The organism is Pseudomonas sp. MBLB4123 (genome assembly GCF_051904775.1).
GTDB classification, from domain to species: domain Bacteria; phylum Pseudomonadota; class Gammaproteobacteria; order Pseudomonadales; family Pseudomonadaceae; genus Aquipseudomonas; species Aquipseudomonas benzenivorans_B.
In genome coordinates this window covers 4,294,499-4,316,435 of the sequence record NZ_CP196711.1, presented here as the reverse complement: position 1 = coordinate 4,316,435, position 21,937 = coordinate 4,294,499, and the positions used below count along the sequence as shown (strand labels likewise).

Annotated in this window: 20 protein-coding genes and 1 pseudogene; 12 read left to right on the top strand and 9 right to left on the bottom strand. The window is 66.9% G+C overall.

Annotated features, from left to right (window positions below; all coding sequences use genetic code 11):
• Nucleotides 1-3: 3 nt before the first annotated feature.
• The 5 genes from rng to mreB all read right to left on the bottom strand — a co-directional run bounded on the left by rng (nt 4) and on the right by mreB (nt 4,696).
• Entirely contained in the window at nt 4-1,461 is a 1,458-nt protein-coding gene (gene rng / locus ACSX1C_RS20010) for a ribonuclease G (RefSeq protein WP_439887564.1), read from the bottom strand.
• Nucleotides 1,458-2,087, bottom strand: coding sequence for a Maf family protein (locus ACSX1C_RS20005; RefSeq protein WP_439887563.1), 630 nt, complete (start codon nt 2,085-2,087; stop codon nt 1,458-1,460). The genes rng and ACSX1C_RS20005 overlap by 4 nt, the downstream gene beginning before the upstream one ends.
• 42 nt (nt 2,088-2,129) lie before the next feature.
• Nucleotides 2,130-2,618: a rod shape-determining protein MreD gene (gene mreD, locus ACSX1C_RS20000; RefSeq protein WP_318643358.1), complete on the bottom strand. Its 489-nt coding sequence runs from the start codon at nt 2,616-2,618 to the stop codon at nt 2,130-2,132.
• Nucleotides 2,615-3,523 (bottom strand): rod shape-determining protein MreC, encoded by a 909-nt coding sequence (gene mreC, locus ACSX1C_RS19995; protein WP_439889449.1) that lies wholly within the window; start codon nt 3,521-3,523, stop codon nt 2,615-2,617. The genes mreD and mreC overlap by 4 nt, the downstream gene beginning before the upstream one ends.
• Before the next feature lie 135 nt (nt 3,524-3,658).
• Nucleotides 3,659-4,696 carry a rod shape-determining protein gene (mreB, locus tag ACSX1C_RS19990; RefSeq protein WP_213641231.1) on the bottom strand — a complete coding sequence of 346 codons (1,038 nt, stop codon included), beginning with the start codon at nt 4,694-4,696 and terminating at the stop codon, nt 3,659-3,661.
• Nucleotides 4,697-4,924: 228 nt separating this feature from the next.
• On the opposite strand from mreB, the gene gatC reads away from it, so the two are divergent.
• From gatC to ACSX1C_RS19965, 5 genes are all read left to right on the top strand, one after another.
• Nucleotides 4,925-5,212, top strand: coding sequence for an Asp-tRNA(Asn)/Glu-tRNA(Gln) amidotransferase subunit GatC (gene gatC / locus ACSX1C_RS19985; protein WP_318643362.1), 288 nt, complete (start codon nt 4,925-4,927; stop codon nt 5,210-5,212).
• 16 nt (nt 5,213-5,228) lie between these two features.
• Nucleotides 5,229-6,680 carry an Asp-tRNA(Asn)/Glu-tRNA(Gln) amidotransferase subunit GatA gene (gatA, locus tag ACSX1C_RS19980; RefSeq protein WP_439889448.1) on the top strand — a complete coding sequence of 484 codons (1,452 nt, stop codon included), beginning with the start codon at nt 5,229-5,231 and terminating at the stop codon, nt 6,678-6,680.
• 11 nt (nt 6,681-6,691) lie between these two features.
• Nucleotides 6,692-8,137, top strand: coding sequence for an Asp-tRNA(Asn)/Glu-tRNA(Gln) amidotransferase subunit GatB (gatB, locus tag ACSX1C_RS19975; protein ID WP_439887562.1), 1,446 nt, complete (start codon nt 6,692-6,694; stop codon nt 8,135-8,137).
• A 220-nt stretch (nt 8,138-8,357) separates the two neighbouring features.
• Nucleotides 8,358-8,729: a septal ring lytic transglycosylase RlpA family protein gene (locus ACSX1C_RS19970; RefSeq protein WP_439887561.1), complete on the top strand. Its 372-nt coding sequence runs from the start codon at nt 8,358-8,360 to the stop codon at nt 8,727-8,729.
• A 101-nt stretch (nt 8,730-8,830) separates the two neighbouring features.
• Entirely contained in the window at nt 8,831-9,919 is a 1,089-nt protein-coding gene (locus tag ACSX1C_RS19965) for a calcium/sodium antiporter (RefSeq protein ID WP_439887560.1), read from the top strand.
• A 10-nt stretch (nt 9,920-9,929) separates the two neighbouring features.
• On the opposite strand, the gene ACSX1C_RS19960 is transcribed toward ACSX1C_RS19965, so the two are convergent.
• The 3 genes from ACSX1C_RS19960 to ACSX1C_RS19950 form a co-directional block, all read right to left on the bottom strand.
• Nucleotides 9,930-10,871: an AEC family transporter gene (locus ACSX1C_RS19960; protein WP_439887559.1), complete on the bottom strand. Its 942-nt coding sequence runs from the start codon at nt 10,869-10,871 to the stop codon at nt 9,930-9,932.
• Nucleotides 10,872-10,991: 120 nt separating this feature from the next.
• Nucleotides 10,992-11,552, bottom strand: a complete 561-nt coding sequence (locus ACSX1C_RS19955; RefSeq protein ID WP_318643372.1) for a response regulator transcription factor — start codon at nt 11,550-11,552, stop codon at nt 10,992-10,994.
• 23 nt (nt 11,553-11,575) lie between these two features.
• A complete protein-coding gene (locus tag ACSX1C_RS19950) occupies nt 11,576-12,829 on the bottom strand; it encodes an ATP-binding protein (protein WP_439887558.1) in 1,254 nt (417 codons plus the stop codon).
• Nucleotides 12,830-13,051: 222 nt separating this feature from the next.
• Here ACSX1C_RS19950 and ACSX1C_RS19945 point away from each other — a divergent pair, with 222 nt between their 5' ends.
• From ACSX1C_RS19945 to ACSX1C_RS19935, 3 genes and pseudogenes are all read left to right on the top strand, one after another.
• Entirely contained in the window at nt 13,052-13,759 is a 708-nt protein-coding gene (locus tag ACSX1C_RS19945) for an SIMPL domain-containing protein (RefSeq protein ID WP_439887557.1), read from the top strand.
• Between the two features lie 222 nt (nt 13,760-13,981).
• Nucleotides 13,982-15,583 carry an ABC transporter substrate-binding protein gene (locus tag ACSX1C_RS19940; RefSeq protein WP_439887556.1) on the top strand — a complete coding sequence of 534 codons (1,602 nt, stop codon included), beginning with the start codon at nt 13,982-13,984 and terminating at the stop codon, nt 15,581-15,583.
• Nucleotides 15,584-15,691: 108 nt separating this feature from the next.
• Nucleotides 15,692-15,982, top strand: a pseudogene (locus tag ACSX1C_RS19935) (ABC transporter substrate-binding protein); the annotation flags it as partial.
• An 82-nt stretch (nt 15,983-16,064) separates the two neighbouring features.
• Here the strand turns inward: ACSX1C_RS19935 and ACSX1C_RS19930 are convergent.
• Nucleotides 16,065-17,294: a M24 family metallopeptidase gene (locus ACSX1C_RS19930; RefSeq protein WP_439887555.1), complete on the bottom strand. Its 1,230-nt coding sequence runs from the start codon at nt 17,292-17,294 to the stop codon at nt 16,065-16,067.
• Nucleotides 17,295-17,460: 166 nt separating this feature from the next.
• On the opposite strand from ACSX1C_RS19930, the gene ACSX1C_RS19925 reads away from it, so the two are divergent.
• The 4 genes from ACSX1C_RS19925 (at nt 17,461) to ACSX1C_RS19910 (ending at nt 21,866) form a co-directional block, all read left to right on the top strand.
• Entirely contained in the window at nt 17,461-18,024 is a 564-nt protein-coding gene (locus tag ACSX1C_RS19925) for a helix-turn-helix domain-containing protein (protein WP_439887554.1), read from the top strand.
• 252 nt (nt 18,025-18,276) lie between these two features.
• The gene (locus ACSX1C_RS19920) at nt 18,277-19,875 is read left to right on the top strand and encodes an ABC transporter substrate-binding protein (protein WP_439887553.1); all 1,599 of its coding nucleotides are present in this window, start codon (nt 18,277-18,279) and stop codon (nt 19,873-19,875) included.
• A gap of 219 nt (nt 19,876-20,094) precedes the next feature.
• Nucleotides 20,095-20,250 (top strand): hypothetical protein, encoded by a 156-nt coding sequence (locus tag ACSX1C_RS19915; protein WP_439887552.1) that lies wholly within the window; start codon nt 20,095-20,097, stop codon nt 20,248-20,250.
• Nucleotides 20,251-20,273: 23 nt separating this feature from the next.
• On the top strand, nt 20,274-21,866 hold the full coding sequence (locus ACSX1C_RS19910; RefSeq protein WP_439887551.1) for an ABC transporter substrate-binding protein: 1,593 nt from the start codon (nt 20,274-20,276) through the stop codon (nt 21,864-21,866).
• Nucleotides 21,867-21,937 lie beyond the last annotated feature (71 nt).

Below are 21,937 nucleotides of genomic sequence, written 5' to 3'. Positions count from 1 at the left end.
CGGTCACAACAGCACCACATCGTATTGCTCCTGGGAGTACATGGTCTCGACCTGAAACTTGATGGTACGACCGATGAAGCTCTCCAGGTCGGCGACATTGCCCGACTCCTCGTCGAGCAGACGGTCCACCACCTTCTGGTTGGCCAGTACCCGGTAGCCCTCGGGCTGATAGGCCCGGGCCTCACGCAGGATCTCACGGAAGATCTCGTAGCAGATGGTTTCCGGGGTCTTCAACTTGCCGCGCCCCTGGCAGCTGGTACAGGGCTCGCAGAGCACCTGTTCGAGGCTTTCACGGGTGCGCTTGCGGGTCATCTGCACCAGACCCAGTTCGGTGATGCCGATGATATTGGTCTTGGCGTGGTCGCGCTCCAGCTGCTTCTCCAGAGTGCGGAGCACTTGGCGTTGATGCTCCTCGTCCTCCATGTCGATGAAGTCGATGATGATGATCCCGCCGAGGTTGCGCAGGCGCAGCTGGCGGGCGATGGCGGTGGCGGCCTCAAGGTTGGTCTTGAAGATGGTCTCTTCGAGGGTGCGGTGGCCGACGAAGGCGCCGGTGTTGACGTCTATGGTGGTCATCGCCTCGGCCGGGTCGATGATCAGGTAACCGCCGGACTTGAGCGGCACCTTGCGCTCCAGGGCCCGCTGGATCTCGTCCTCGACCCCGTACAGGTCGAAGATCGGTCGCTCGCCCGGATAGTGCTCCAGGCGGTCGGCGATTTCCGGCATGAGTTCGGCGACGAACTGCGCGATCTTCTGGAAGGTTTCCCGCGAGTCGATGCGCAGCTTCTCGGTACGCAGGCTGACCAGATCGCGCAGGGTACGCAGGGCCAGGGACAGGTCCTCGTAGATCACCGAGGGCGCCGGCGCATTCTGCATCTGCACGGCGATCTGGTCCCACAGGCGGCGCAGGTAGCGGATGTCGATGAGAATCTCGTCGGCCCCCGCCCCCTCGGCGGCGGTGCGCAGGATGAAGCCGCCGGCCTCCTCGATGCCTTCGTCACCGATGCAGTCGGCGACCACCTGTTTGAGACGCTCGCGCTCGCCCTCGTCCTCGATCTTCAGCGAGATGCCCACGTGGCTGGTGCGCGGCATGTACACCAGGTAGCGCGAGGGGATGGACAGCTGGGTGGTCAGGCGCGCGCCCTTGCTGCCGATCGGGTCCTTGGTCACCTGCACCACCAGGCTCTGGCCCTCGTGCACCAGGGCGCTGATGGTTTCCACCGCCGCGCCTTCGCGGCTGGAGATTTCCGAGGCGTGGATGAAGGCCGCGCGCTCCAGGCCGATGTCGACGAAGGCCGCCTGCATGCCCGGCAGCACCCGCACCACCTTGCCCTTGTAGATGTTGCCGACTATGCCGCGACGCTGGGTGCGCTCGACATGCACCTCCTGCAGCACGCCGTTCTCCACCACCGCCACGCGCGATTCCATTGGCGTGATATTGATCAGAATCTCTTCACTCATGGGTCCATCTCTTGTGCATTGGGGCGGGAAGCCGCGACCGGCCGCGCCTGCCAGCAGGGAATGGCGAACTCGGCGAGCAATTCGGCGGTTTCGCACAGGGGCAGGCCGACCACCGCCGAATAACTGCCCTGCAACTGCCTGACGAACACCGCCGCCAGGCCCTGGATACCATAGCTGCCGGCCTTGTCCCGGGGCTCGCCGCTGGCCCAGTAGGCCTCGATCTCGGCGCGACTCAGCGCACGGAAGCCGACCCGACTGACCACCACCCGCGACGCCACCCGCGCCGGCGACGCCAGGGCCACGGCGGTCAGCACCTGGTGCTCGCGCCCGGACAGCGCGCCAAGGGTCTCCAGGGCCTCGCTGCGATCCGCCGGCTTACCGAGGATGCGGCCCTCGAGCACCACCGCGGTATCGGCGCCCAGCACCACGGCATCGGCCGCCTGCTCCAGGGTGGCCAGTGCGGCCAGCGCCTTTTCCCGCGCCAGGCGCTCGACATAGGCCTCGGCCGACTCGCCGGGCAAGACGCACTCATCGACGGGGACGATACGGGGGGTGAAGGGCACGCCGATCTGCGCCAACAACTCGCGCCGGCGCGGCGACCCCGAAGCCAGGTATAGCGTGGCCATCAAGACCTCTCCCTGTGGGGTAGTGGCGGGGCCGCGCCCCGCTTAGTTGACACCCAGGCGCCGATGCACGCCGCGCAGCAGGGCATGGACCCAGGGCCACAGCAGTGCGCTGACCAGGGCCGGGAGGACGAACGCCAGGGTCGGCGGGCGACTGCCGGTCAAGGCATTGAGCCACAAGTGCAGCAACTGGGCCAGGCCGAACACCACCAGCAAGACCATGCTCTGCTGCCACAGGGGGAACATGCGCAGGCGCTGGTGCAGGCTCAGCACCAGGAAGGTGATCAGGGTCAGCACCAGGGCGTTGAGCCCCAGCAGCGTGCCGTTGAGCACGTCGGCGAGCAGGCCGATGAACCAGGCCGTGGCCATGCCGACCCGGTGCGGCAGGGCCAACACCCAGTAGGTCAGCAGCAGGGCCGGCCACAGGGGGCGGCCGCTCTCCATGAAGCTCGGCAGGGAGGCCACGCTGAGCACCAGGCCCAGGGCCAGGCTGAACCAGATCACCCAGACGTTGCGCGCGCGAACGGCGATCATTGCTCAACCTCCTGGACAGTCGATGACCCCGCCGTCTCGGCCGCCGCAGCCGCCGACGCCTCCTGTTCCTGACGCTGGCGATCGGCGGCCTCCTGCGCCTCGGCCGACTCGGTCGCGCGCTGCTCCGGGCTGCGCGGGTCGGTGAACACCAGCAACATATAGCGGCTGCGGTTGAGCTTGGCGGTGGGCACGGCGCGGACGATGGCGAAGGGCTGGCCGGAGTCGTGGACCACCTCGCTCACCGTGGCCACCGGATAGCCGGCCGGGAAGCGCTGACCGAGGCCGGAGCTGACCAGCAGGTCGCCCTCCTTGATGTCCGCGGTGTCGGCCACATGGCGCAGCTCCAGGCTTTCCGGGTTACCGGTGCCGCTGGCGATGGCGCGCAGGCCGTTGCGGTTGACCTGCACCGGGATGCTGTGGGTGGTGTCGGTGAGCAGCAGCACCCGCGAGGTGTAGGGCATGACCTCGACCACCTGGCCCATCAGGCCGCGGGCATCGAGCACCGGCTGGCCGAGCAGTACGCCGTCCTTCTCGCCCTTGTCGATGAGGATGCGGTGGGTGAAGGGGTTGGGGTCGATGCCGATCAGCTCGGTGGCGAGCACCTCGTCGTCGACCAGGGCCGCCGAATTGAGCAGCTCGCGCAGGCGCACGTTCTGCTCGGTGAGGGTGGCGAGCTTCTGCAGGCGGCGCTGCATCATCAGCTGCTCGGCCTTGAGCTTCTCGTTCTCCGCCGCCAGCTCGCTGCGCGAACTGAGCTCCTCGGTGGCCCCCTCCCAGAGAGTCAGGGGCAAGCGGCCCAGCCAGTAGACCGGCTCGACTATCACCCCCAGCTGGCTGCGCAGGGGCTGCAGCAGGGTGAAGCGCGCATCCACCACCATCAGCGCGACCGACAGCACGGTCAGCACCAACAGGCGTACACCGAGCGAAGGTCCCTTGGCAAATAGCGGTTTGATGGGCGATTCCTCAAGACGTCAGGCGGCAATAAAAAGCTGCAAGCGGATAAGGACCCGGCTTGCAGCTCGAGACGAGGGACTGGCGCCTTACTCCGTGGACAGCAGGTCCATGGTGTGGCGGTCCATCATCTCCAGGGCCTTGCCGCCGCCGCGCGCCACGCAGGTCAGCGGGTCCTCGGCGACTATCACCGGCAGGCCGGTTTCCTGGGCCAGCAGCTTGTCCAGGTCGCGCAGCAGCGCGCCGCCACCGGTCAGCACCAGGCCGCGCTCGGCGATGTCCGAGGCCAGCTCAGGCGGCGACTGCTCCAGGGCGCTCTTGACCGCCTGGACGATGGTCGCCAGGGATTCCTGCAGCGCCTCGAGCACCTCGTTGGAGTTCAGGGTGAAGCTGCGCGGCACGCCCTCGGCCAGGTTGCGCCCGCGCACGTCGACTTCGCGCAGCTCGCCGCCGGCGTAGGCGGTGCCGATTTCCTGCTTGATGCGCTCGGCGGTGGACTCGCCGATCAGCGAGCCGTAGTTACGGCGCACGTAGGTGATGATGGCCTCGTCGAAACGGTCGCCGCCGACCCGCACGGATTCGGCATAGACCACGCCGTTCAGCGAGATCAGGGCGATCTCGGTGGTGCCGCCGCCGATGTCGACGACCATGGAGCCACGGGCCTCTTCCACCGGCAGGCCGGCGCCGATGGCTGCGGCCATCGGCTCTTCGATCAGGAACACCTCGCGGGCGCCGGCGCCCAGGGCCGATTCGCGGATGGCACGGCGCTCGACCTGGGTCGACTTGCACGGCACGCAGATCAGCACGCGCGGCGAAGGCTGCAGGAAGCTGTTCTCGTGCACCTTGTTGATGAAGTACTGCAGCATCTTCTCGCAGACACTGAAATCGGCGATCACCCCGTCCTTCATCGGACGGATGGCGGAAATATTGCCCGGGGTACGGCCCAGCATGCGCTTGGCTTCGGTACCGACGGCGACGACGCTCTTCTGGTTGCCATGGGTGCGGATCGCGACCACGGACGGCTCGTTCAGCACGATGCCACGTTCGCGGACATAAATAAGGGTATTGGCAGTGCCCAGGTCGATCGACAGATCGCTGGAAAACATGCCACGCAGTTTCTTGAACATGGGATTAGGGACCCTAGGCAACGCGTGGGTAAAAAAGTGCGGCAAACTCTAACAACGGGAGGGATTTTGAGCAAGGCGCCGATATGTTAGATTGCCTGTTTTTCCGGGCTCCAGAGCCCATCATCGCGGCCTTTGACCGCCAGCTCACGGCATCCGTTCCCTGCATCTTTTTGCATGCACGGCGACCCGTTCACATTTCCACTGGCTGCCCTCTATTGGAGAACCCCAATGGCGCTTGAACGCTCCGACGTGGAAAAAATCGCCCACCTGGCCCGCCTGGGCCTGAGTGAAGACGATATTCCGCGCACCACCGAGACCCTCAACAGCATCCTCGGCCTGGTCGACCAGATGCAGGCGGTGGACACCACCGGCATCGAGCCCCTGGCCCACCCGCTGGAAGCCACCCAGCGTCTGCGCGCCGACGCAGTGCGCGAAGAAAACCAGCGCGACGCCTACCAGGCCATCGCCCCGGCCGTGGAAAACGGCCTGTACCTGGTTCCGAAAGTCATCGAGTAAGGGAATGAGCCACGCCATGCATCAATTGACCCTGGCCGAGATCGCCCGCGCCCTCGCCGCCAAGCAATTTTCCGCCGAGGAACTGACCCGCGAGCTGCTGACGCGTATCCAGCGCCTCGACCCGCAGCTCAACAGTTTCATCAGCGTCACCGAGGAGCAGGCCCTGGCCCAGGCCAAGGCCGCCGACACGCGCCGCGCCAGCGGCGAGAACGGCGCCCTGCTCGGCGCACCGATCGGCCACAAGGACCTGTTCTGCACCCAGGGCGTGCTGACCAGCTGCGCCTCCAAGATCCTCACCGGCTTCAAGGCGCCCTACGACGCCACGGTGGTGGAGAAGCTCGCCAGCGCCGGCGCGGTGAGCCTGGGCAAGCTGAACATGGACGAATTCGCCATGGGCTCGGCCAACGAGTCCAGCCACTACGGCCCGGTGAAGAACCCCTGGAACCTCGAGCGCGTGCCCGGCGGTTCCTCCGGCGGCTCGGCCGCCGCGGTGGCCGCGCGCCTGCTGCCGGCCGCCACCGGCACCGACACCGGCGGCTCGATCCGCCAGCCGGCGGCGCTGACCAACCTCACCGGCCTCAAGCCGACCTACGGCCGCGTGTCGCGCTGGGGCATGATCGCCTACGCCTCCAGCCTCGATCAGGGCGGCCCGCTGGCCCGCACCGCCGAGGACTGCGCGCTGATGCTGCAGGCCATGGCCGGCTTCGACCCGAAGGACAGCACCTGCGTCGAGCAACCGGTGGACGACTACCTGGCCGCCCTGAATCAGCCGCTGGCCGGCCTGCGCATCGGCCTGCCCAAGGAGTACTTCGGTGCCGGCCTCGACGCGCGCATCGGCGAGAAGGTCATGGCGGTGGTCGAGGAGCTATCGAGGCTCGGCGCCTCGGTCAAGGACATCAGCCTGCCGAACATGCAGCACGCGATCCCGGCCTACTACGTGATCGCGCCGGCCGAGGCCAGCTCCAACCTGTCGCGCTTCGACGGCGTGCGTTTCGGCTACCGCTGCGAGAACCCGGTCAACCTGGAAGACCTGTACAAGCGCTCGCGTGGCGAGGGCTTCGGTGCCGAGGTCAAGCGGCGCATCATGGTCGGCACCTACGCGCTGTCCGCCGGCTACTACGACGCCTACTACCTCAAGGCGCAGAAGATCCGCCGGCTGATCAAGAACGACTTCGTCAAGGCGTTCGAGGAGGTCGATGTGATCCTCGGCCCGACCACGCCGAACCCGGCCTGGAGGCTCGGCGAGAAGAGCAACGACCCGGTCGCCGCCTACCTGGAAGACATCTACACCATCACCGCCAACCTGGCCGGCATCCCCGGCCTGTCGATGCCCGCCGGCTTCGTCGACGGCCTGCCGGTCGGCGTGCAGCTGCTCGCCCCCTATTTCCAGGAAGGCCGCCTGCTCAATGTTGCGCACCAGTACCAGACGGTGACCGACTGGCATCAACAAGCTCCGGCTGGATTCTGAGGACGATAGAGATGCAATGGGAAACAGTCATCGGGCTTGAGATCCACGCTCAGCTCAGCACCCAATCGAAGATCTTCTCCGCCAGCGCCACCGGCTTCGGCGCCGAGCCCAACACCCAGGCCAGCCTGGTCGACCTGGGCATGCCCGGCACCCTGCCGGTGCTCAACGAAGAAGCCGTGCGCATGGCCTGCAAGTTCGGCCTGGCGATCGACGCCGAGATCGCACCGAAGAACGTCTTCGCCCGCAAGAACTACTTCTACCCGGACCTGCCCAAGGGCTACCAGACCAGCCAGATGGACCACCCCATCGTCGGCAAGGGCCACCTGGACATCACCCTGGAAGACGGCACGGTCAAGCGCATCGGCATCACCCGCGCACACCTGGAAGAGGACGCCGGCAAGAGCCTGCACGAAGACTTCCACGGCATGAGCGGCATCGACCTGAACCGCGCCGGCACGCCGCTGCTGGAGATCGTCTCCGAGCCGGACATCCGCTCCGCCAAGGAGGCGGTGGCCTACGTCAAGGCGATCCACGCCCTGGTGCGCTACTTAGGGATTTGCGACGGCAACATGGCCGAGGGCTCGCTGCGCTGCGACTGCAACGTCTCGGTGCGGCCCAAGGGCCAGGCCGAGTTCGGCACCCGCGCCGAGATCAAGAACGTCAACTCCTTCCGCTTCATCGAGAAGGCGATCAACCACGAGGTGCAGCGGCAGATCGAGCTGATCGAGGACGGCGGCACGGTGGTGCAGGAAACCCGCCTGTACGACCCGAACAAGGACGAGACGCGCTCCATGCGCAGCAAGGAAGAAGCCAACGACTACCGCTACTTCCCCTGCCCCGACCTGCTGCCGGTGGTGATCGAGCCGAGCTTCCTCGAGGAGATCCGCGCCGGCCTGCCGGAGCTGCCGGTGCAGAAGCGCGAACGCTTCGAGCGCGAGTTCGGCCTGTCGGCCTACGACGCCAGCGTGCTGGCCGCCAGCCGCGAGCTGGCCGACTACTTCGAGCAGGTGCAGCAGGTCTGCGGCGACGCCAAGCTGGCGGCCAACTGGGTGATGGGCGAGCTGTCCAGCCTGCTCAACAAGGAAGGCCTGGAGATCGAGCAGTCGCCGGTGTCCGCCGCACAGCTGGGCGGGATGATCCTGCGCATCAAGGACAACACCATCAGCGGCAAGATCGCCAAGATGGTGTTCGAGGCCATGGCCGCCGGCGAAGGCGACGCCGATGCGATCATCGAGAACAAGGGCCTCAAGCAGGTCACCGACAGCGGCGCCATCGAGGCCATGCTCGACGAGGTGCTGGCGGCCAATGCCGAACAGGTCGAGCAGTACCGCGCCGCTGATGAAGCCAAGCGCGGCAAGATGTTCGGTTTCTTCGTCGGCCAGGCCATGAAGGCCTCCAAGGGCAAGGCCAACCCCGGCCAGGTGAACCAACTGCTGAAGAAGAAGCTCGAAGGGTAAGCCTTCATGCCACCCACTAACGCCGGGCCTGCCCGGCGTTGCTTTATGCGGTGGGTGGCAATCGCACCGCTAGTCCATTGCTCGTGGCGGATGAGAACTGCGTCATCCTCCCTACCGGAGTCATCCGTAGGGAGGAAAACCGCACAGCGTTTTCCACCAGCAACCGCTGGTTGTGCTGCGCGACGGCTACGCGCCCCGCCCCGCCCTACCCGGAGTCCACATGTTCAGAACCCTCCTCCTGCTCGGCCTGGCCGCAGCCCTTACCGGCTGCGCCGGACAGCGCGTCGCCGACGGCGGTTACAGCGCCGAAGGCCGCGCCTCCTATTACGGCGCGCGCCACCACGGCAAGAAGACCGCCAGCGGCGAGCGCTTCGACCAGCACGCCCTGACCGCCGCCCACCGCAGCCTGCCGTTCGGCAGCCGGGTGCGGGTGACCAACCTGCGCAACGACAAGAGCGTGGTGGTGCGCATCAACGACCGCGGCCCCTATGCCCGCGGGCGCATCATCGACCTGTCGAAGGAGGCCGCCGCACGCCTCGACATGCTCCGCGCCGGCGTGGTGCCGGTGCGCGTGCAAGCGCTGGCCGACTGACGCGCCCGGCCTTTACACGCGGTTACCAATAACCGCCCTGCCCCTCTAGCCCAGCGCGTGCGGATGGCTACACTGGCCGCACCTTTCTGGAGCCCCTCGCCATGACCCTGATGACCTTCGTTTACCTGATCGCCGGCCTGCTATTGCTGGTAGCCGGTGCCGAAGTACTGGTGCGCGGCGCCGCCAAACTGGCGGCGCAGTTCGGCATCCCGCCGCTGATCATCGGCCTGACCGTGGTGGCCTTCGGCACCAGCGCCCCGGAAACCGCGGTGAGCGTGCAGGCAGCGGTGAACGGCAGCGGCGACCTGGCCATCGGCAACGTACTCGGCAGCAATATCGCCAACGTGCTGTTGATCCTCGGCACCACCGCGCTGATCGCCCCGCTGGTGGTGTCGCGCCAGCTGATCCGCCTGGACGTGCCGATCATGATCGGCGCCAGCCTGCTGGCCCTGGCCCTGGCCTGGGACGGCCAGCTCGGCCGCCTCGATGGCGCCCTGCTGTTCGCCGGGGTGCTGGCCTATACCGCCTTCCTGATCGTCAGCAGCCGCAAGGAGCAGGGCGGCGCCGACGACGAATTCGCCAAGGAGTTCGGCCTGCACGAGGCGCCCAAGCCCCATGCCGGCCTGATCAACCTGGGCCTGCTGATCGGCGGCCTGGTGCTGCTGGTCGGCGGCTCCAACCTGCTGGTCGAGGGTGCGGTCGGCCTAGCCCGCGCCCTGGGCCTGTCGGAACTGGTGATCGGCCTGACCGTGGTGGCGGTCGGCACCTCGCTGCCGGAGCTGGCGACCTCGGTGATGGCGGTGCTCAAGGGCGAACGGGACATCGCCGTGGGCAACATAGTCGGCAGCAACATCTTCAACCTGCTCTGCGTGCTGGGCCTGGCCTCGCTGGTGTCGCCGCTGCCTATCGCCGTGCCGGCCAACGCCCTGGCCTTCGACTTCCCGGTGATGATCGCAGTCAGCATCGCCTGCCTGCCGATCTTCTTCTCCGGCTACCGCATCAACCGCTGGGAGGGCCTGCTGTTCCTGGCCTACTACGCGGCCTACACCCTGTACCTGGTGCTCACGGCCAACGCCCGGCCCTTCGCCGAAACCTTCGCCGCCGCCATGCTCGGCTATGCCCTGCCGCTGACCGCGGTGACCCTGCTGGTGGTCGGCGCCCGCGCCTGGCATCGTCAGCGCCCCGCCTGAGGCCCGCGCCCTAGGTCCAGCCGGCCCACTGCAACAGCAGCAGACCGAGGTTGATGGTCACCACCCCGGCCAGGGTGGTGATCACCACGATCGCCGCGGCCAGCTGGTGGTTGCCGCCCATGGCCCGGGCCATGACGAAACTGGCCGCGGCGGTGGGGCTGGCGAAGTAGAAGAACAGGATGCCCAGGTCGGCGCCGCGAAAGCCCCACAGCCAGGCGCCCAGGGTCGCCAGCAGCGGCAGCCAGACCATCTTCATCGCACTGGCGCTGAGGGCGACGGCACTGCTCTCGCGCAGCGAGGCCAGGGACAGGGTGCCGCCGATGCAGATCAGCGCCAGGGGCAGGGTCATCTGCGCGAAGTACTGCCCCGACAGCAGCAGCCAGTTCGGCAGGGGCCATTGCCAGTAGGCCACCGGCATGGCCAGCAGCACGCCGACGATCAACGGATTGCGCACGATGCTCAGGCCGATTGCCCGGGGGTCGGACTTGCCGACGGGGCTGTAGATCGCCAGGACGATGGCCGCGAGCACGTTGTAGCAGAGGATCACCACCCCGGCCAGGACGCTGCCCACCGCCAGGCCGTAGTCGCCATACAGGCTGGTGGCCAGGGCCAGGCCGACGATGCCGTTGTTGCCGCGAAAGGCGCCCTGGGTATAGATGCCGCGATCGGCTTCGGGGCAACGCCAGATGGCCCAGCCCCAGGCGATCGAAAAGCACGCCAGGGTCGCCAGCACGAAGTAGAGCAGCAGCGCCGGCTGCAACGCGGTGCTCAGGTCGGCCCTGACGATGCCGAGAAACAGCAGGGTCGGCATGGTGCCGCGGAACACCAGGGACGAGGCGGTGTTGATGAAGGCCGTGTCGATCCAGCCCAAGCGCTTGAGCACCACGCCGAGAAACAGCATGGCGAAGACCGGTGCGGTGACGGCGAGGGTTTGCTGGACGACGGCGAGCATGGCGACCCCGGACTATTAGTTAGCCGGCTAATGGTACCGTCATCGCCGAAAAAGCGCCGCGGTTTTCCGCCCCTACCGGGCAGCGTCCAGCCCGCTGGCCGAGCCGCCCTGCCCGCTGTGTCAGCGCCGTACCGGGCGCTTCTGCAACTTGCGCTGCAGGGTGCGCCGGTGCATGCCCAGGGCCCGGGCGGTGGCGGAGATATTGCCTTCGTGCTCGGCCAATACCCGCTGGATGTGCTCCCACTGCAGGCGATCGACCGACATGGGGTTGTCCGGCACCAGGCTGTCGAGGTCGGCATGCTGGGTCAGCAGCGCGGCCAGCACGTCGTCGGCATCGGCCGGCTTGCACAGGTAGTTGCAGGCGCCGCGCTTGATCGCCTCCACCGCGGTGGCGATGCTCGAATAGCCGGTGAGGATCACCACGCGCATCTCGGCATCCAGCTCCAGCAGCTTGGGCAGCAGCACCAGGCCGGAGTCGCCCTCCATCTTCAGGTCGACCACGGCGTAGTCCGGCAGGTCCTGCTGGGCCAGGACCAGGCCCTCCTCGGCCGAGCCGGCGGTGGACACCCGCAGGCCGCGGCTGCTCATGGCCCGGGCCATGACCCGGGTGAAGGTCGGGTCGTCGTCGACCAGCAACAGGTGGGGTTGCTCTTCGCCATCGAACAGCGGCTCGTCACTCATGTCTCACTCCTTTCTGGCCGGGCTCAGGTCCGGCCGTAGGCCCGCGGCAGCTTCAGCTCGGTGAGGGTGCCGCCCTCTTCGTGGTTATACAACTTTACCGTGCCACCGGCACGGGTGACGCTGGCCTGGCTGAGAAACAGACCCAGGCCGAAGCCCTTGCCCTTGGTGGTGAAGAAGGGCCGGCCGAGCTGCTCGGCGATGGCCAGGGGCACGCCGGCGCCATGGTCGCGAATGCTCAGGCGCAGCCACTGGTGGTCCCAGTCCAGGCGCACGTCGAGCTTGTCCGGACAGGCGTCGGCGGCATTGTTCAGCAGGTTGAGCAGGGCCTGGGTCAGGTCCGCCGGCGGCATCAGCCGCGGCGGCGTGCCGCGGCCGACGCACTGGTAGCGGTAGCTGGCCTCGGGGCGCATCAGGTGCCAGCGGTTGAGCGCGGTTTCCAGCCACTCGACGCAGGACTGCTCGACCACCGCCTGGCGGCGGTCGGCCTCGGCGGCACGCACCAACTGCTGCAGGGTGTCCTTGCACAGCCGGACCTGTTCCTGCAGCACCGCCAGGTCCTCCTGCAGCATGGGCTCCCGGTGTTCGCGGCGCAGCTCCTTGATCAGCACGCTCATGGTCGCCAGCGGCGTGCCCAGCTCATGGGCGGCGCCGGCGGCCTGGGTGGCCACGGCCAGCAGCTGCTGGTCGCGCAGGCCCTCCTCGCGGCGCTCGGCGCGCAGCTCCTCCTGGTGACGCAACTCCTCGGCCATCTTGGCGACGAAGAAGGTGATCAGCGCCGCGGCCAGGGCGAAGCTCAGCCACATGCCGTAGATCAGCAGGCTCTCCCGCGGTCCCGGGGGCAGTTCCAGGGGGTGGGACCACACCAGCAGCAGGGTATAGCCGGCCAGGGCCAGGCCGGACAGGACTATGGTGAACAGCCAGGGCAGGGTCGCCGCGGCGATGGTCAGGGGCACCAGGTAGTAGGACACGAAGGGGTTGGTCGAGCCGCCGGTGTAGTACAGCAGCACGCTGTGGATGATCAGGTCGCAGCCCAGTTGCACCGCGTACTCCTGCTCGGTGACCGGCCAGGGGCCGCGCAGGCGCACGGCGGTGAGCAGGCAGAGGACGAAGGACACGCCCAGGGTGACGCTGAGCTCCAGCCAGGGCAGGGGCAGCAGGCCCGAGTGGTAGGCCAGGCCCACCGAGCCGGCCTGGGCGGCCAGCACCAGGATACGAATCAGGGTCAGGCGCCAGAGGTTCTGTCGACTGGCCGACAACAACTGCACGGGTGCGAGCATGGGCTCTCCAGATAGCCGCGGTTTGCGAGCCGAGCGAGTATAACCAAGGCTCCGCGCCGCCCACTGCGGCAACTGGCCGCAGTGGGCGTGTTTCGACGACGCCTGAGCAGGACTCGCACTCTTTCGCGAAAACAGGAACTGCGGCCAACCCGGAAAGTCGGATAACTTCGTCTACCCCAGGAATGCGCACGCCCGTGCGCGCAATGCTCACAAGGAGCCGTCATGCAGCCACTATCCCGTCTCGCCACTGCCCTCGCCCTCGGGGCCGCCACCCTGCTCAGCCTCCCCGCCCTGGCCGACGAGGCGCGCTACAACCAGGTCGCCCTGCGTGCCGAGGTCAGCCAGGAGATCGCCCACGACCTGATGCACGTCACCCTCTACAGCGAGGCCCAGGACGACGATCCGGCCAGGCTTGCCGCGCAGATCACCCGCACCCTGAACGACGCCGTCAAGCAGGCCCGCGCCGCCAAAGGGGTCAGCGTGGCCCTCGGCAGCCGCCACAGCTACCCGGTCTACGACGACAAGCGCCAGCAAATCACCGCCTGGCGCGAGCGCGCCGAGCTGCGTCTGGAAAGCGCCGACTTCGCCGCGCTGTCGAAACTCACCGGCCAGATGCTGGAGACACTGAAGATGGCCGGCATGGACTTCAGCATCGCCGCACCGACCCGCAAGAGCCACGAGGACGCCCTGCTCAAGGATGCCGTGGCGGCCTTCAAGGCCCGCGCCCAGCTGGCCACCCAGGCCCTCGGCGGCAGCGGCTACAAGCTGGTCAGTCTCAACCTCAACAGCGGCGGTTTCCAGCCGCCGATGCCGATGCGCATGGCCAAGGGCATGGCGATGATGGAGGCGGCAGCGACACCGGAAATCGAAGCCGGCACCAGCCAGGTGACGATCAACGCCGACGGCGTCATCGAGGTGCAGATGCCCTGATCGGGGCCTGCCTGCGGTCCGCCGTTATCGCCAGATAACGGCGGATTAGCGGGTTTTCCCCGCAAAATATCCAAAATGCGACAAGAACTTATAGCTGACCTACAGTTCAGGCCTTGTACAGAAGATGTCGCTTGCCTCCGGCATATGCCGTGCATAGCTTCTGTCGAGGCCCCCACAAGGGGCCCCTCACGATGACAATCAAAATAAGACAATGAGGTCACTATGCGTAAAAACGCCGTCATCCAGGCCATGGTCGTCGCTGGGCTGATCGCCAGCGCTCCTGTCGCCCATGCCGCCAGCACCCTGGTGTTCTGCTCCGAGGGCAGCCCCGCCGGCTTCGACCCCGGCATGTACACCACCGGCACCGATTTCGACGCCTCCGCGGAAACCCTGTTCAACCGCCTGACCCAGTTCGAGCGGGGCGGCACCGCGGTGATCCCCGGCCTGGCGGAGAAGTGGGAGGTCTCCGAGGACGGCCTGATCTACACCTTCCACCTGCGCCCCGGCGTGAAGTTCCACACCACCGACTACTTCAAGCCGAGCCGCGACTTCAACGCCGACGACGTGCTCTTCACCTTCGGCCGCATGCTCGACACCGACCACCCGTTCCGCAAGGCCTACCCCAGCGAGTTCCCCTACTTCACCGACATGGGCCTGGACACCAACATCGCCAAGATCGAGAAGCTCGACGAACTCACCGTGCGCTTCACCCTCAACCAGGTGGACGCGGCCTTCATCCAGAACCTGGCGATGCCTTTCCCGTCGATCCACTCCGCCGAGTACGCCGAGCAGCTGCTCGCGGCCGGCAAGGCCGCCGACATCAACCAGAAGCCGATCGGCACCGGCCCCTTCGTGTTCAAGCGCTACCAGAAGGACGCGCAGATCCGCTTCACCGGCAACCAGGACTACTGGAAGCCCGACGAGGTCAAGGTCGACAACCTGATCTTCGCCATCAACACCGACGCCTCGGTGCGCATGCAGAAACTCAGGGCCGGCGAGTGCCACATCACCCTCAACCCGCGCCCGGCCGACCTGGATTCGCTGGCCAAGGACCCGAACATCCACATGCCGTCCCAAGCCGGCTTCAACGATGGCTATATCGCCTACAACGTCACCCATCCGCCGCTGGATCAACTGCAGGTGCGCCAGGCCCTGGACATGGCGGTGAACAAGCAGGCGATCATCGACGCGGTGTACCAGAGCGCCGGCCAACTGGCGGTCAACGGCATGCCGCCGACCCAGTGGTCCTACAACGACAGCATCAAGGACGCCGGCTACGATCCGGAGAAGGCCAAGGCGCTGCTCGCCGCCGCCGGGGTCGAGGCAGGCACCGAGATCACCCTGTGGGCCATGCCGGTGCAGCGCCCCTACAACCCCAACGCCAAGCTGATGGCCGAGATGCTCCAGGCCGACTGGGCCAAGGTCGGCATCAAGGCCAGGATCGTCACCTACGAGTGGGGCGAGTACCTCAAGCGCTCCAAGGCCGGCGAGCATGACGCCATGCTGATCGGCTGGAGCGGCGACAACGGCGACCCGGACAACTGGCTGGGCACCCTGTACGGCTGCGACGCGGTGGACGGCAACAACTTCTCCAAGTGGTGCTTCGAGGAGTACGACAAGCTGATCAAGGCGGCCAAGCGCACCACCGACGTGGCCGAGCGCACCGAGCTGTACAAGCAGGCCCAGGTCATCCTCAAGCGCGAGGTGCCGATCACCCCGATCGCCCACTCCACCGTGTATCAGCCGATGCGCAAGGAGGTTAAGGACTTCAGGATCAGTCCGTTCGCGCTCAACTCCTTCTACGGTGTGAGCGTCGGCCAGTAATCCCTGAGTGAATGCCCGGGTCGGCTCACCCGCCGCCCCGGGTTCCGCGCCAGCACCGGCCTGTCCGGCCGGCGCCATGCCCCCCGAGCAGCGTCGGGAACAGGCCCTATGCCGAACACGCCCTACGCCTTTATCCGCCTGTTGCTCTGCGCCGTCCTGCTGGCCGCCGGCCAAGCCCGGGCCGCCGACGCCAGCCTGGTGGTCTGCAGCGAAGCCAGTCCGGAAGGCTTCGACATCGTCCAGTACACCGCGGCGACCACCGCCGACGCCAGCGCGGAAACCCTCTTCGAACGCCTGGTTCGCTCCGCCCCCGGCAACACCGAGGTCGTCCCCGGCCTCGCCGAGCGCTGGGACATCTCGGCCGACGGCCTGAGCCACACCTTTCATCTGCGCCAGGGCTTCGTGCTGAGTCCCATGGGCTCGAACAACTACGCCCGGGTCAGGCTGCGCGCCGCCGACCGCTGAGACGACCGGCGGTCGATCAGGCCTGCAGGCCGAAGGGGTCGTCGAGCGAATGGCTCGGCTGGGTGAACCAGCGCGGGCCGGCGGCGCTCATGTAGAAGTGGTCCTCCAGACGGACGCCGAACTCCCCGGGCACGCAGATCATCGGCTCGTTGCTGAAACACATGCCCTCTTCCAGCGGCGTCTCGTCGCCCCGCACCAGGTAAGGCCCCTCGTGGATATCCAGGCCGATGCCGTGGCCGGTGCGATGGGGCAAGCCGGGCAGCTGATAATCCGGCCCCAAGCCACCGGCCTCGAGCACCCGCCGTGCCGCCGCATCCACCGCCTGACAGGGCGAGCCCAGTTGGGCGGCCGCGAAGGCCTCGAGCTGGGCGGCCTTCTCCAGATTCCAGAACGCGCGCTGCCGCGCGCTGGGTTCGCCGAACACGTAGCTGCGGGTGATGTCGGACAGGTAGCCCTGCACCTGGCAGCCGGTATCGATCAGCACCATGTCGCCCCGCCGCAGGGTCTGCGCCCGCTTCACCCCATGGGGGAAGGCGCTGGCCGGGCCGAACAGCACGATGCAGAAGGTGGAGCCCGGGGCGCCGACCCGGCGGTGCGCCTGATGGATGAACTCGACCACCTCGGTGCTGCTGATGCCCTCGCGCAGGATGCTCGCCGCGGCCTTGTGCACCGCCAGGGTCATGTCCTTAGCCCGCTGCATCAAGGCGATCTCCGCCGCCGATTTACGCCGCCGGCAGTGGCCGCTGACTTCGCCGGCATCGATGAACTCATAGCCGCTGGCCAGCTGGCGGATAGCGTCGAACATGAAGAAGGCCAGGGACGCGCACAGCCCCACCCGCGACGCCTGCTCACCACTGGGGCTGACGCCCATGCGCCGCAGGGTGTCGAGCAGCAACCGATAGGGGCTCTCGTGCTCCTGCCAGATGTTGATGTGCCCGGCGACCTCGCGGAAATCGCGCACGGTGCCTTCCTCGAACGCCGGCGCGATGTACTCCAGCGCCCCCCTGGCGGGCAGGATGGCGCCGACCATGCGCTCGCTGGGATGCCACCTGACCCCGGTGAAATACTGCAGGTTGCTCCCGGCATTGAGGTAAATGGCCGCGATATCGCGCGCCTGCATGTAGGCCTGGGCCCGCTCGATGCGCGCCTGGTACTCGGCCAAGGCGATGGGCTGCGCGCCCTCGATCATAGTGTTCAGCAACGCGAGCGCTTGCTCCGGCGTCTTGCCTCCTACCCCCACGGTCATAGGCACTCCTGGTCTGCGGCTTAGGTGATGAGAGAGCCGCAGAATTTAAGTAATGCTTAAATTCCCGTCAAAACAATTTTAAGCACAACTTAAATCCAGGCAGGCTCGCGCCTTTCCTGACAGGTGCCAATCGGTATACTGTCGCCTCCCCTCAAGAGCCCTACCCATGCCCGCAGATCGAATCGGAGAACGCTTGCGCCGCTTGCGCCGGGAAGCCAAGAAGACCCTCGAACAGGTCGCGGCGGAGTCCGGCCTGACCGCCAGCTTCCTGTCCCAGGCCGAGCGCAACCTCACCGGCGTGTCGATCTCCTCCCTGGCGAGCATCGCCAAATCGCTGGGGGTGCCGCTCAACACCCTGTTCGACCAGCCCCCGCAGCTGCAGCCCGACTCGCACCAGGGCGAGCGCGTGCGCTACACCATCGAAGGCCAGCCCCTGGCCTACGAGCGCCTGACCAGCAGCTTTCCGGGCAACCTGCTCAATGCGGTGAAGATGAGCATGCCGGTGGGCTACCAGTCGGAACTGATCGCCCACGAAGGCAGCGAATTCGCCTATGTGCTGGCCGGGCGCATCGTCTACAGCATCGAGGGGCGCGACTACCCCCTCGGCCCGGGCGACTCGGTGCACTTCGATGCGGGCAAGACTCACTGCCTGGCGAACGCCGGCAGCGAGGTGGCCGAAGTGCTCACGGTCACCACCCTGGGCCTGTTCGGCGACCACGGCACGCCATAACGCCGGCGGCCCAGAGCGGCCACCGCGGACCGACCGCCAAATATTAGCCACACTTAATTTCTGTTGACCGCATTTTTAGCATGACTTAAATTCGAGCCCACTTCGCCGGAGATATCCAGGCGAACGGGGCCGCCGTCAGGGCCGGAATGTCCCTTCGAGATTCCCCCCGATGCCGCGGCGCAGTGACTCAAGGGCAGCGGCCCACAAGGCTGCCGCAAACGAGACCCTCAGAAAAACAACAATGAGGTTTGCATGCGCAAGACTACCCCGCTCCGGGCTGCGATCGCGGCCGGGCTGATGTTCGCCGCTTCCCACGCCACCGCCAGCCACCTGGTGTTCTGTGCCGAGGGCAGCCCCGCCGGTTTCGACCCCGGCCAGTACACCACCGGCACCGACTTCGACGCCGCCTCGGAAACCCTGTTCAACCGCCTGGCCCAGTTCGAGCGCGGCAGCACCCGTGCGGTGCCGGCACTGGCCACCCGCTGGGAAATCAGCGACGACGGCCTGCTCTACACCTTCCACCTGCGCCCCGGGGTGAAGTTCCACAGCACCGACTACTTCACCCCCAGCCGCGAATTCAACGCCGACGACGTGCTGTTCACCTTCAACCGCATGCTCGACAAGCACCACCCGTTCCGCAAGGCCTACCCCAGCGAGTTCCCCTACTTCACCGACATGGGCCTGGACAAGAACATCGCCAAGGTGGAGCGGCTCGACGAGCTGACGGTCACCTTCACCCTCAACCGGGTCGACGCGGCCTTCATCCAGAACCTGTCGATGAACTTCGCCGCCATCCACTCCGCCGAGTACGCCGCCCAGCTGCTCGCGCAGGGCAAGGCGCACCTGCTCAACCAGAAGCCGATCGGCACCGGCCCCTTCGTGTTCAAGCGCTACCAGAAGGACGCGCAGATCCGCTTCACCGGCAACCCGGACTACTGGCGGCCGGGCGAGGTGAAGATCGACAACCTGATCTTCGCCATCAACACCGACGCCTCGGTGCGGGCGCAGAAGCTCAAGGCCGGCGAGTGCCAGATCACCCTCAACCCGCGCCCGGCCGACCTCGAGTCGCTGCAGCAGGACCCCAACCTGGCGGTGCCCAGCGCGCCGGGCTTCAACCTCGGCTACATCGCCTACAACGTCACCCGCGCGCCCTTCGACAAACGCGAGGTGCGCCTGGCGCTGGACATGGCGGTGAACAAGCCGGCCATCATCGCGGCGGTGTACCAGGGGGCCGGCCAACTGGCGGTCAACGCCATGCCGCCGACCCAGTGGTCCTACGACGAGAGCATCCAGGGCCATGCCTATGACCCGCAGAAGGCCAAGGAACTACTCCAGGCCGCCGGCGTCCAGGAAGGCACCGAGATCACCCTGTGGGCCATGCCGGTGCAACGCCCCTACAACCCCAACGCCAAGCTGATGGCCGAGATGCTCCAGGCCGACTGGGCCAAGGTCGGCATCGAGGCCAGGATCGTCAGCTACGAATGGGGCGAGTACATCAAGCGCGCTCACGCCGGCGAGCACGACGCCATGCTGATCGGCTGGACCGGCGACAACGGCGACCCGGACAACTGGCTCGGCACCCTCTACGGTTGCGACTCGGTCAACGGCAACAACTTCTCCAAGTGGTGCGACGCCGGCTACGACAAGCTGGTCAAGCAGGCCAAGTCGATCACCGACCCGGGCCAACGCAGCGAGTTGTACAAGCAGGCCCAGCAGATCATCCAGCAGCAGGTGCCGATCAGCCCGATCGCTCACTCCACGGTCTACCAGCCGATGCGCAAGACGGTGCAGGACTTCAAGATCAGCCCGTTCGGCCGCAACTCCTTCTACGGCGTCGGCAACGGCGGCTAGCCCCTCGCGAGCCTCCGGCGGGCGTCCCCGCCCGCCGGCCAGCCGATTCGATTGCGTGCTCTATCCGCCAGCAGAGCGCAAGAGTGTTTCCCCGTCACTGCCGCACACGTTCGCAAGGATGCCCTCGTATGCGTCGCCCCGGCCTCGGCCCTGGGCAACGGTTGGTTCTTACAGGTACTCCTTGTTCCGCTGTAGCCGCGATAACCCTGGAGCAAAGCGATGAGCGTATCCCGACCCACCCGAGTTTCTCCTGCCCTGGCGCTGCTCGCCCCGGGCAGCCAGAGCCAGGCCGGCGAGCAGTCGCCCAGCGCCCAGACCGACGGCTGCGCCGATGACGTACGCCGGATCAGCACCTTCCCGTTCAATCTGCTCTGATGCCAGCCACAAGGAGAGACGCCATGCATCCGACATTCCGCCACCTGCCCCTACTGCTCGCCCTCGGCGCCAGCGCCCCGCTGGTCCAGGCCAAGAACCTGGCGGTGTGCACCGAAGCCAGCCCGGAGGGCTTCGACATCGTCCAGTACACCGGGGCGGTGACCGCCGACGCCACCGCCGAGACGGTGTTCGACCGCCTGCTGGCCTTCAAACCGGGCACCACCGAGCTGGTCCCCGGCCTGGCCGAACGCTGGGAAATCAGCGACGACGGCCTGCGCTACACCTTCCACCTGCGCCCTGGGGTGAAGTTCCACAGCACCGACTACTTCACCCCGAGCCGCACCCTGAACGCCGACGACGTGCTCTGGTCTTTCCAGCGCGCCCTCGACCCCAAGCACCCCTGGCATGCCTTGTCGCCACGCGGCTACCCTTACTTCGATGCAATGGGCATGCGCGAGCTGATCAGCGCGGTGGACAAGCTCGACGAGCTGACCGTGCGCTTCACCCTCAGTCGTCCGGAATCGCCCTTCCTCGCCGATCTGGCGATGGGTTTCGCCTCCATCTATTCGGCCGAATACGGCGACCAGCTGCTCGCCGCCGGCACGCCGAACCAGTTGAACAACCTGCCGATCGGCACCGGTCCGTTCATCCTCAGCCGCTACGCCAAGGACGCGTTGGTGCGCTTCAAGGCCAACCCGGACTACTTCGCCGGCAAGCCGGCCATCGACAACCTGGTGTTCGCCATTACCCTCGACCCCAACGTGCGGCTGCAGAAGATCCGTGCCGGCGAGTGCCAGGTGGCGCTCTACCCCAAGCCGGTCGACGTGCCGGGGATCAAGGCCGAAGGCACGCTGGCGGTGGACGAGATCGACGCCCTGCTGACCACCTACGTGGCGATCAACACCCAGCACCCGCCGCTGGACGACGCCCGCGTGCGCCAGGCGATCAACCTGGCCATCGACAAGCAGGCCATCCTCGGCGCCGTGTTCGGCCCCGGCGCCGCGAGTCCGGCGGTCAATCCCTATCCGCCTACACTGCTCGGCTACAACCATGACATCCAGGACTGGCCACACGACCCCGAACGGGCCAAGGCACTGCTCAAGGAGGCCGGGGTGGAGCAGCTGAAGATCACCCTGTTCGTGCGCAACGGCAGCTCGCCGACCATTCCCAACCCGGCACTGGCGGCACAGATGATGCAAGCTGATCTGGCCAACGCCGGCATCGAGATGACTATCCGCGCCCTGGAATGGGGCGAACTCCTGAAGCGTTCCAAGGGCGGCGAACATGATCTGGTGCTGCTCGGCTGGGCCGGTGACAACGGCGACCCGGACAACTTCATCAGCCCCAACCTGAGCTGTGCGGCGGCGGAAACCGGGGAAAACCAGGCACGCTGGTGCCATGCAGACTTCGAGCGACTGACCCAACAGGCCCGCAGCGTCATCGATACGGACGAACGCGCCAAGCTCTATCGACAGGCACAGGAGCTGTTCCACCAGCAGGCGCCGTGGATTCCCCTAGCCCATCCGAAGCTGTTCAATGTGCGCCGCGACAACGTCAAGGGCTACACCATCAGCCCGCTGACCAGCAACAACTTCGCCGCTACCCGGGTGGAGTGAAGGAAGCCCCGCGGCGGTCGTTGCGACTGTCACGGAACTTCCCAACCAGAAGCGCTTCGTCCACCCCTGCC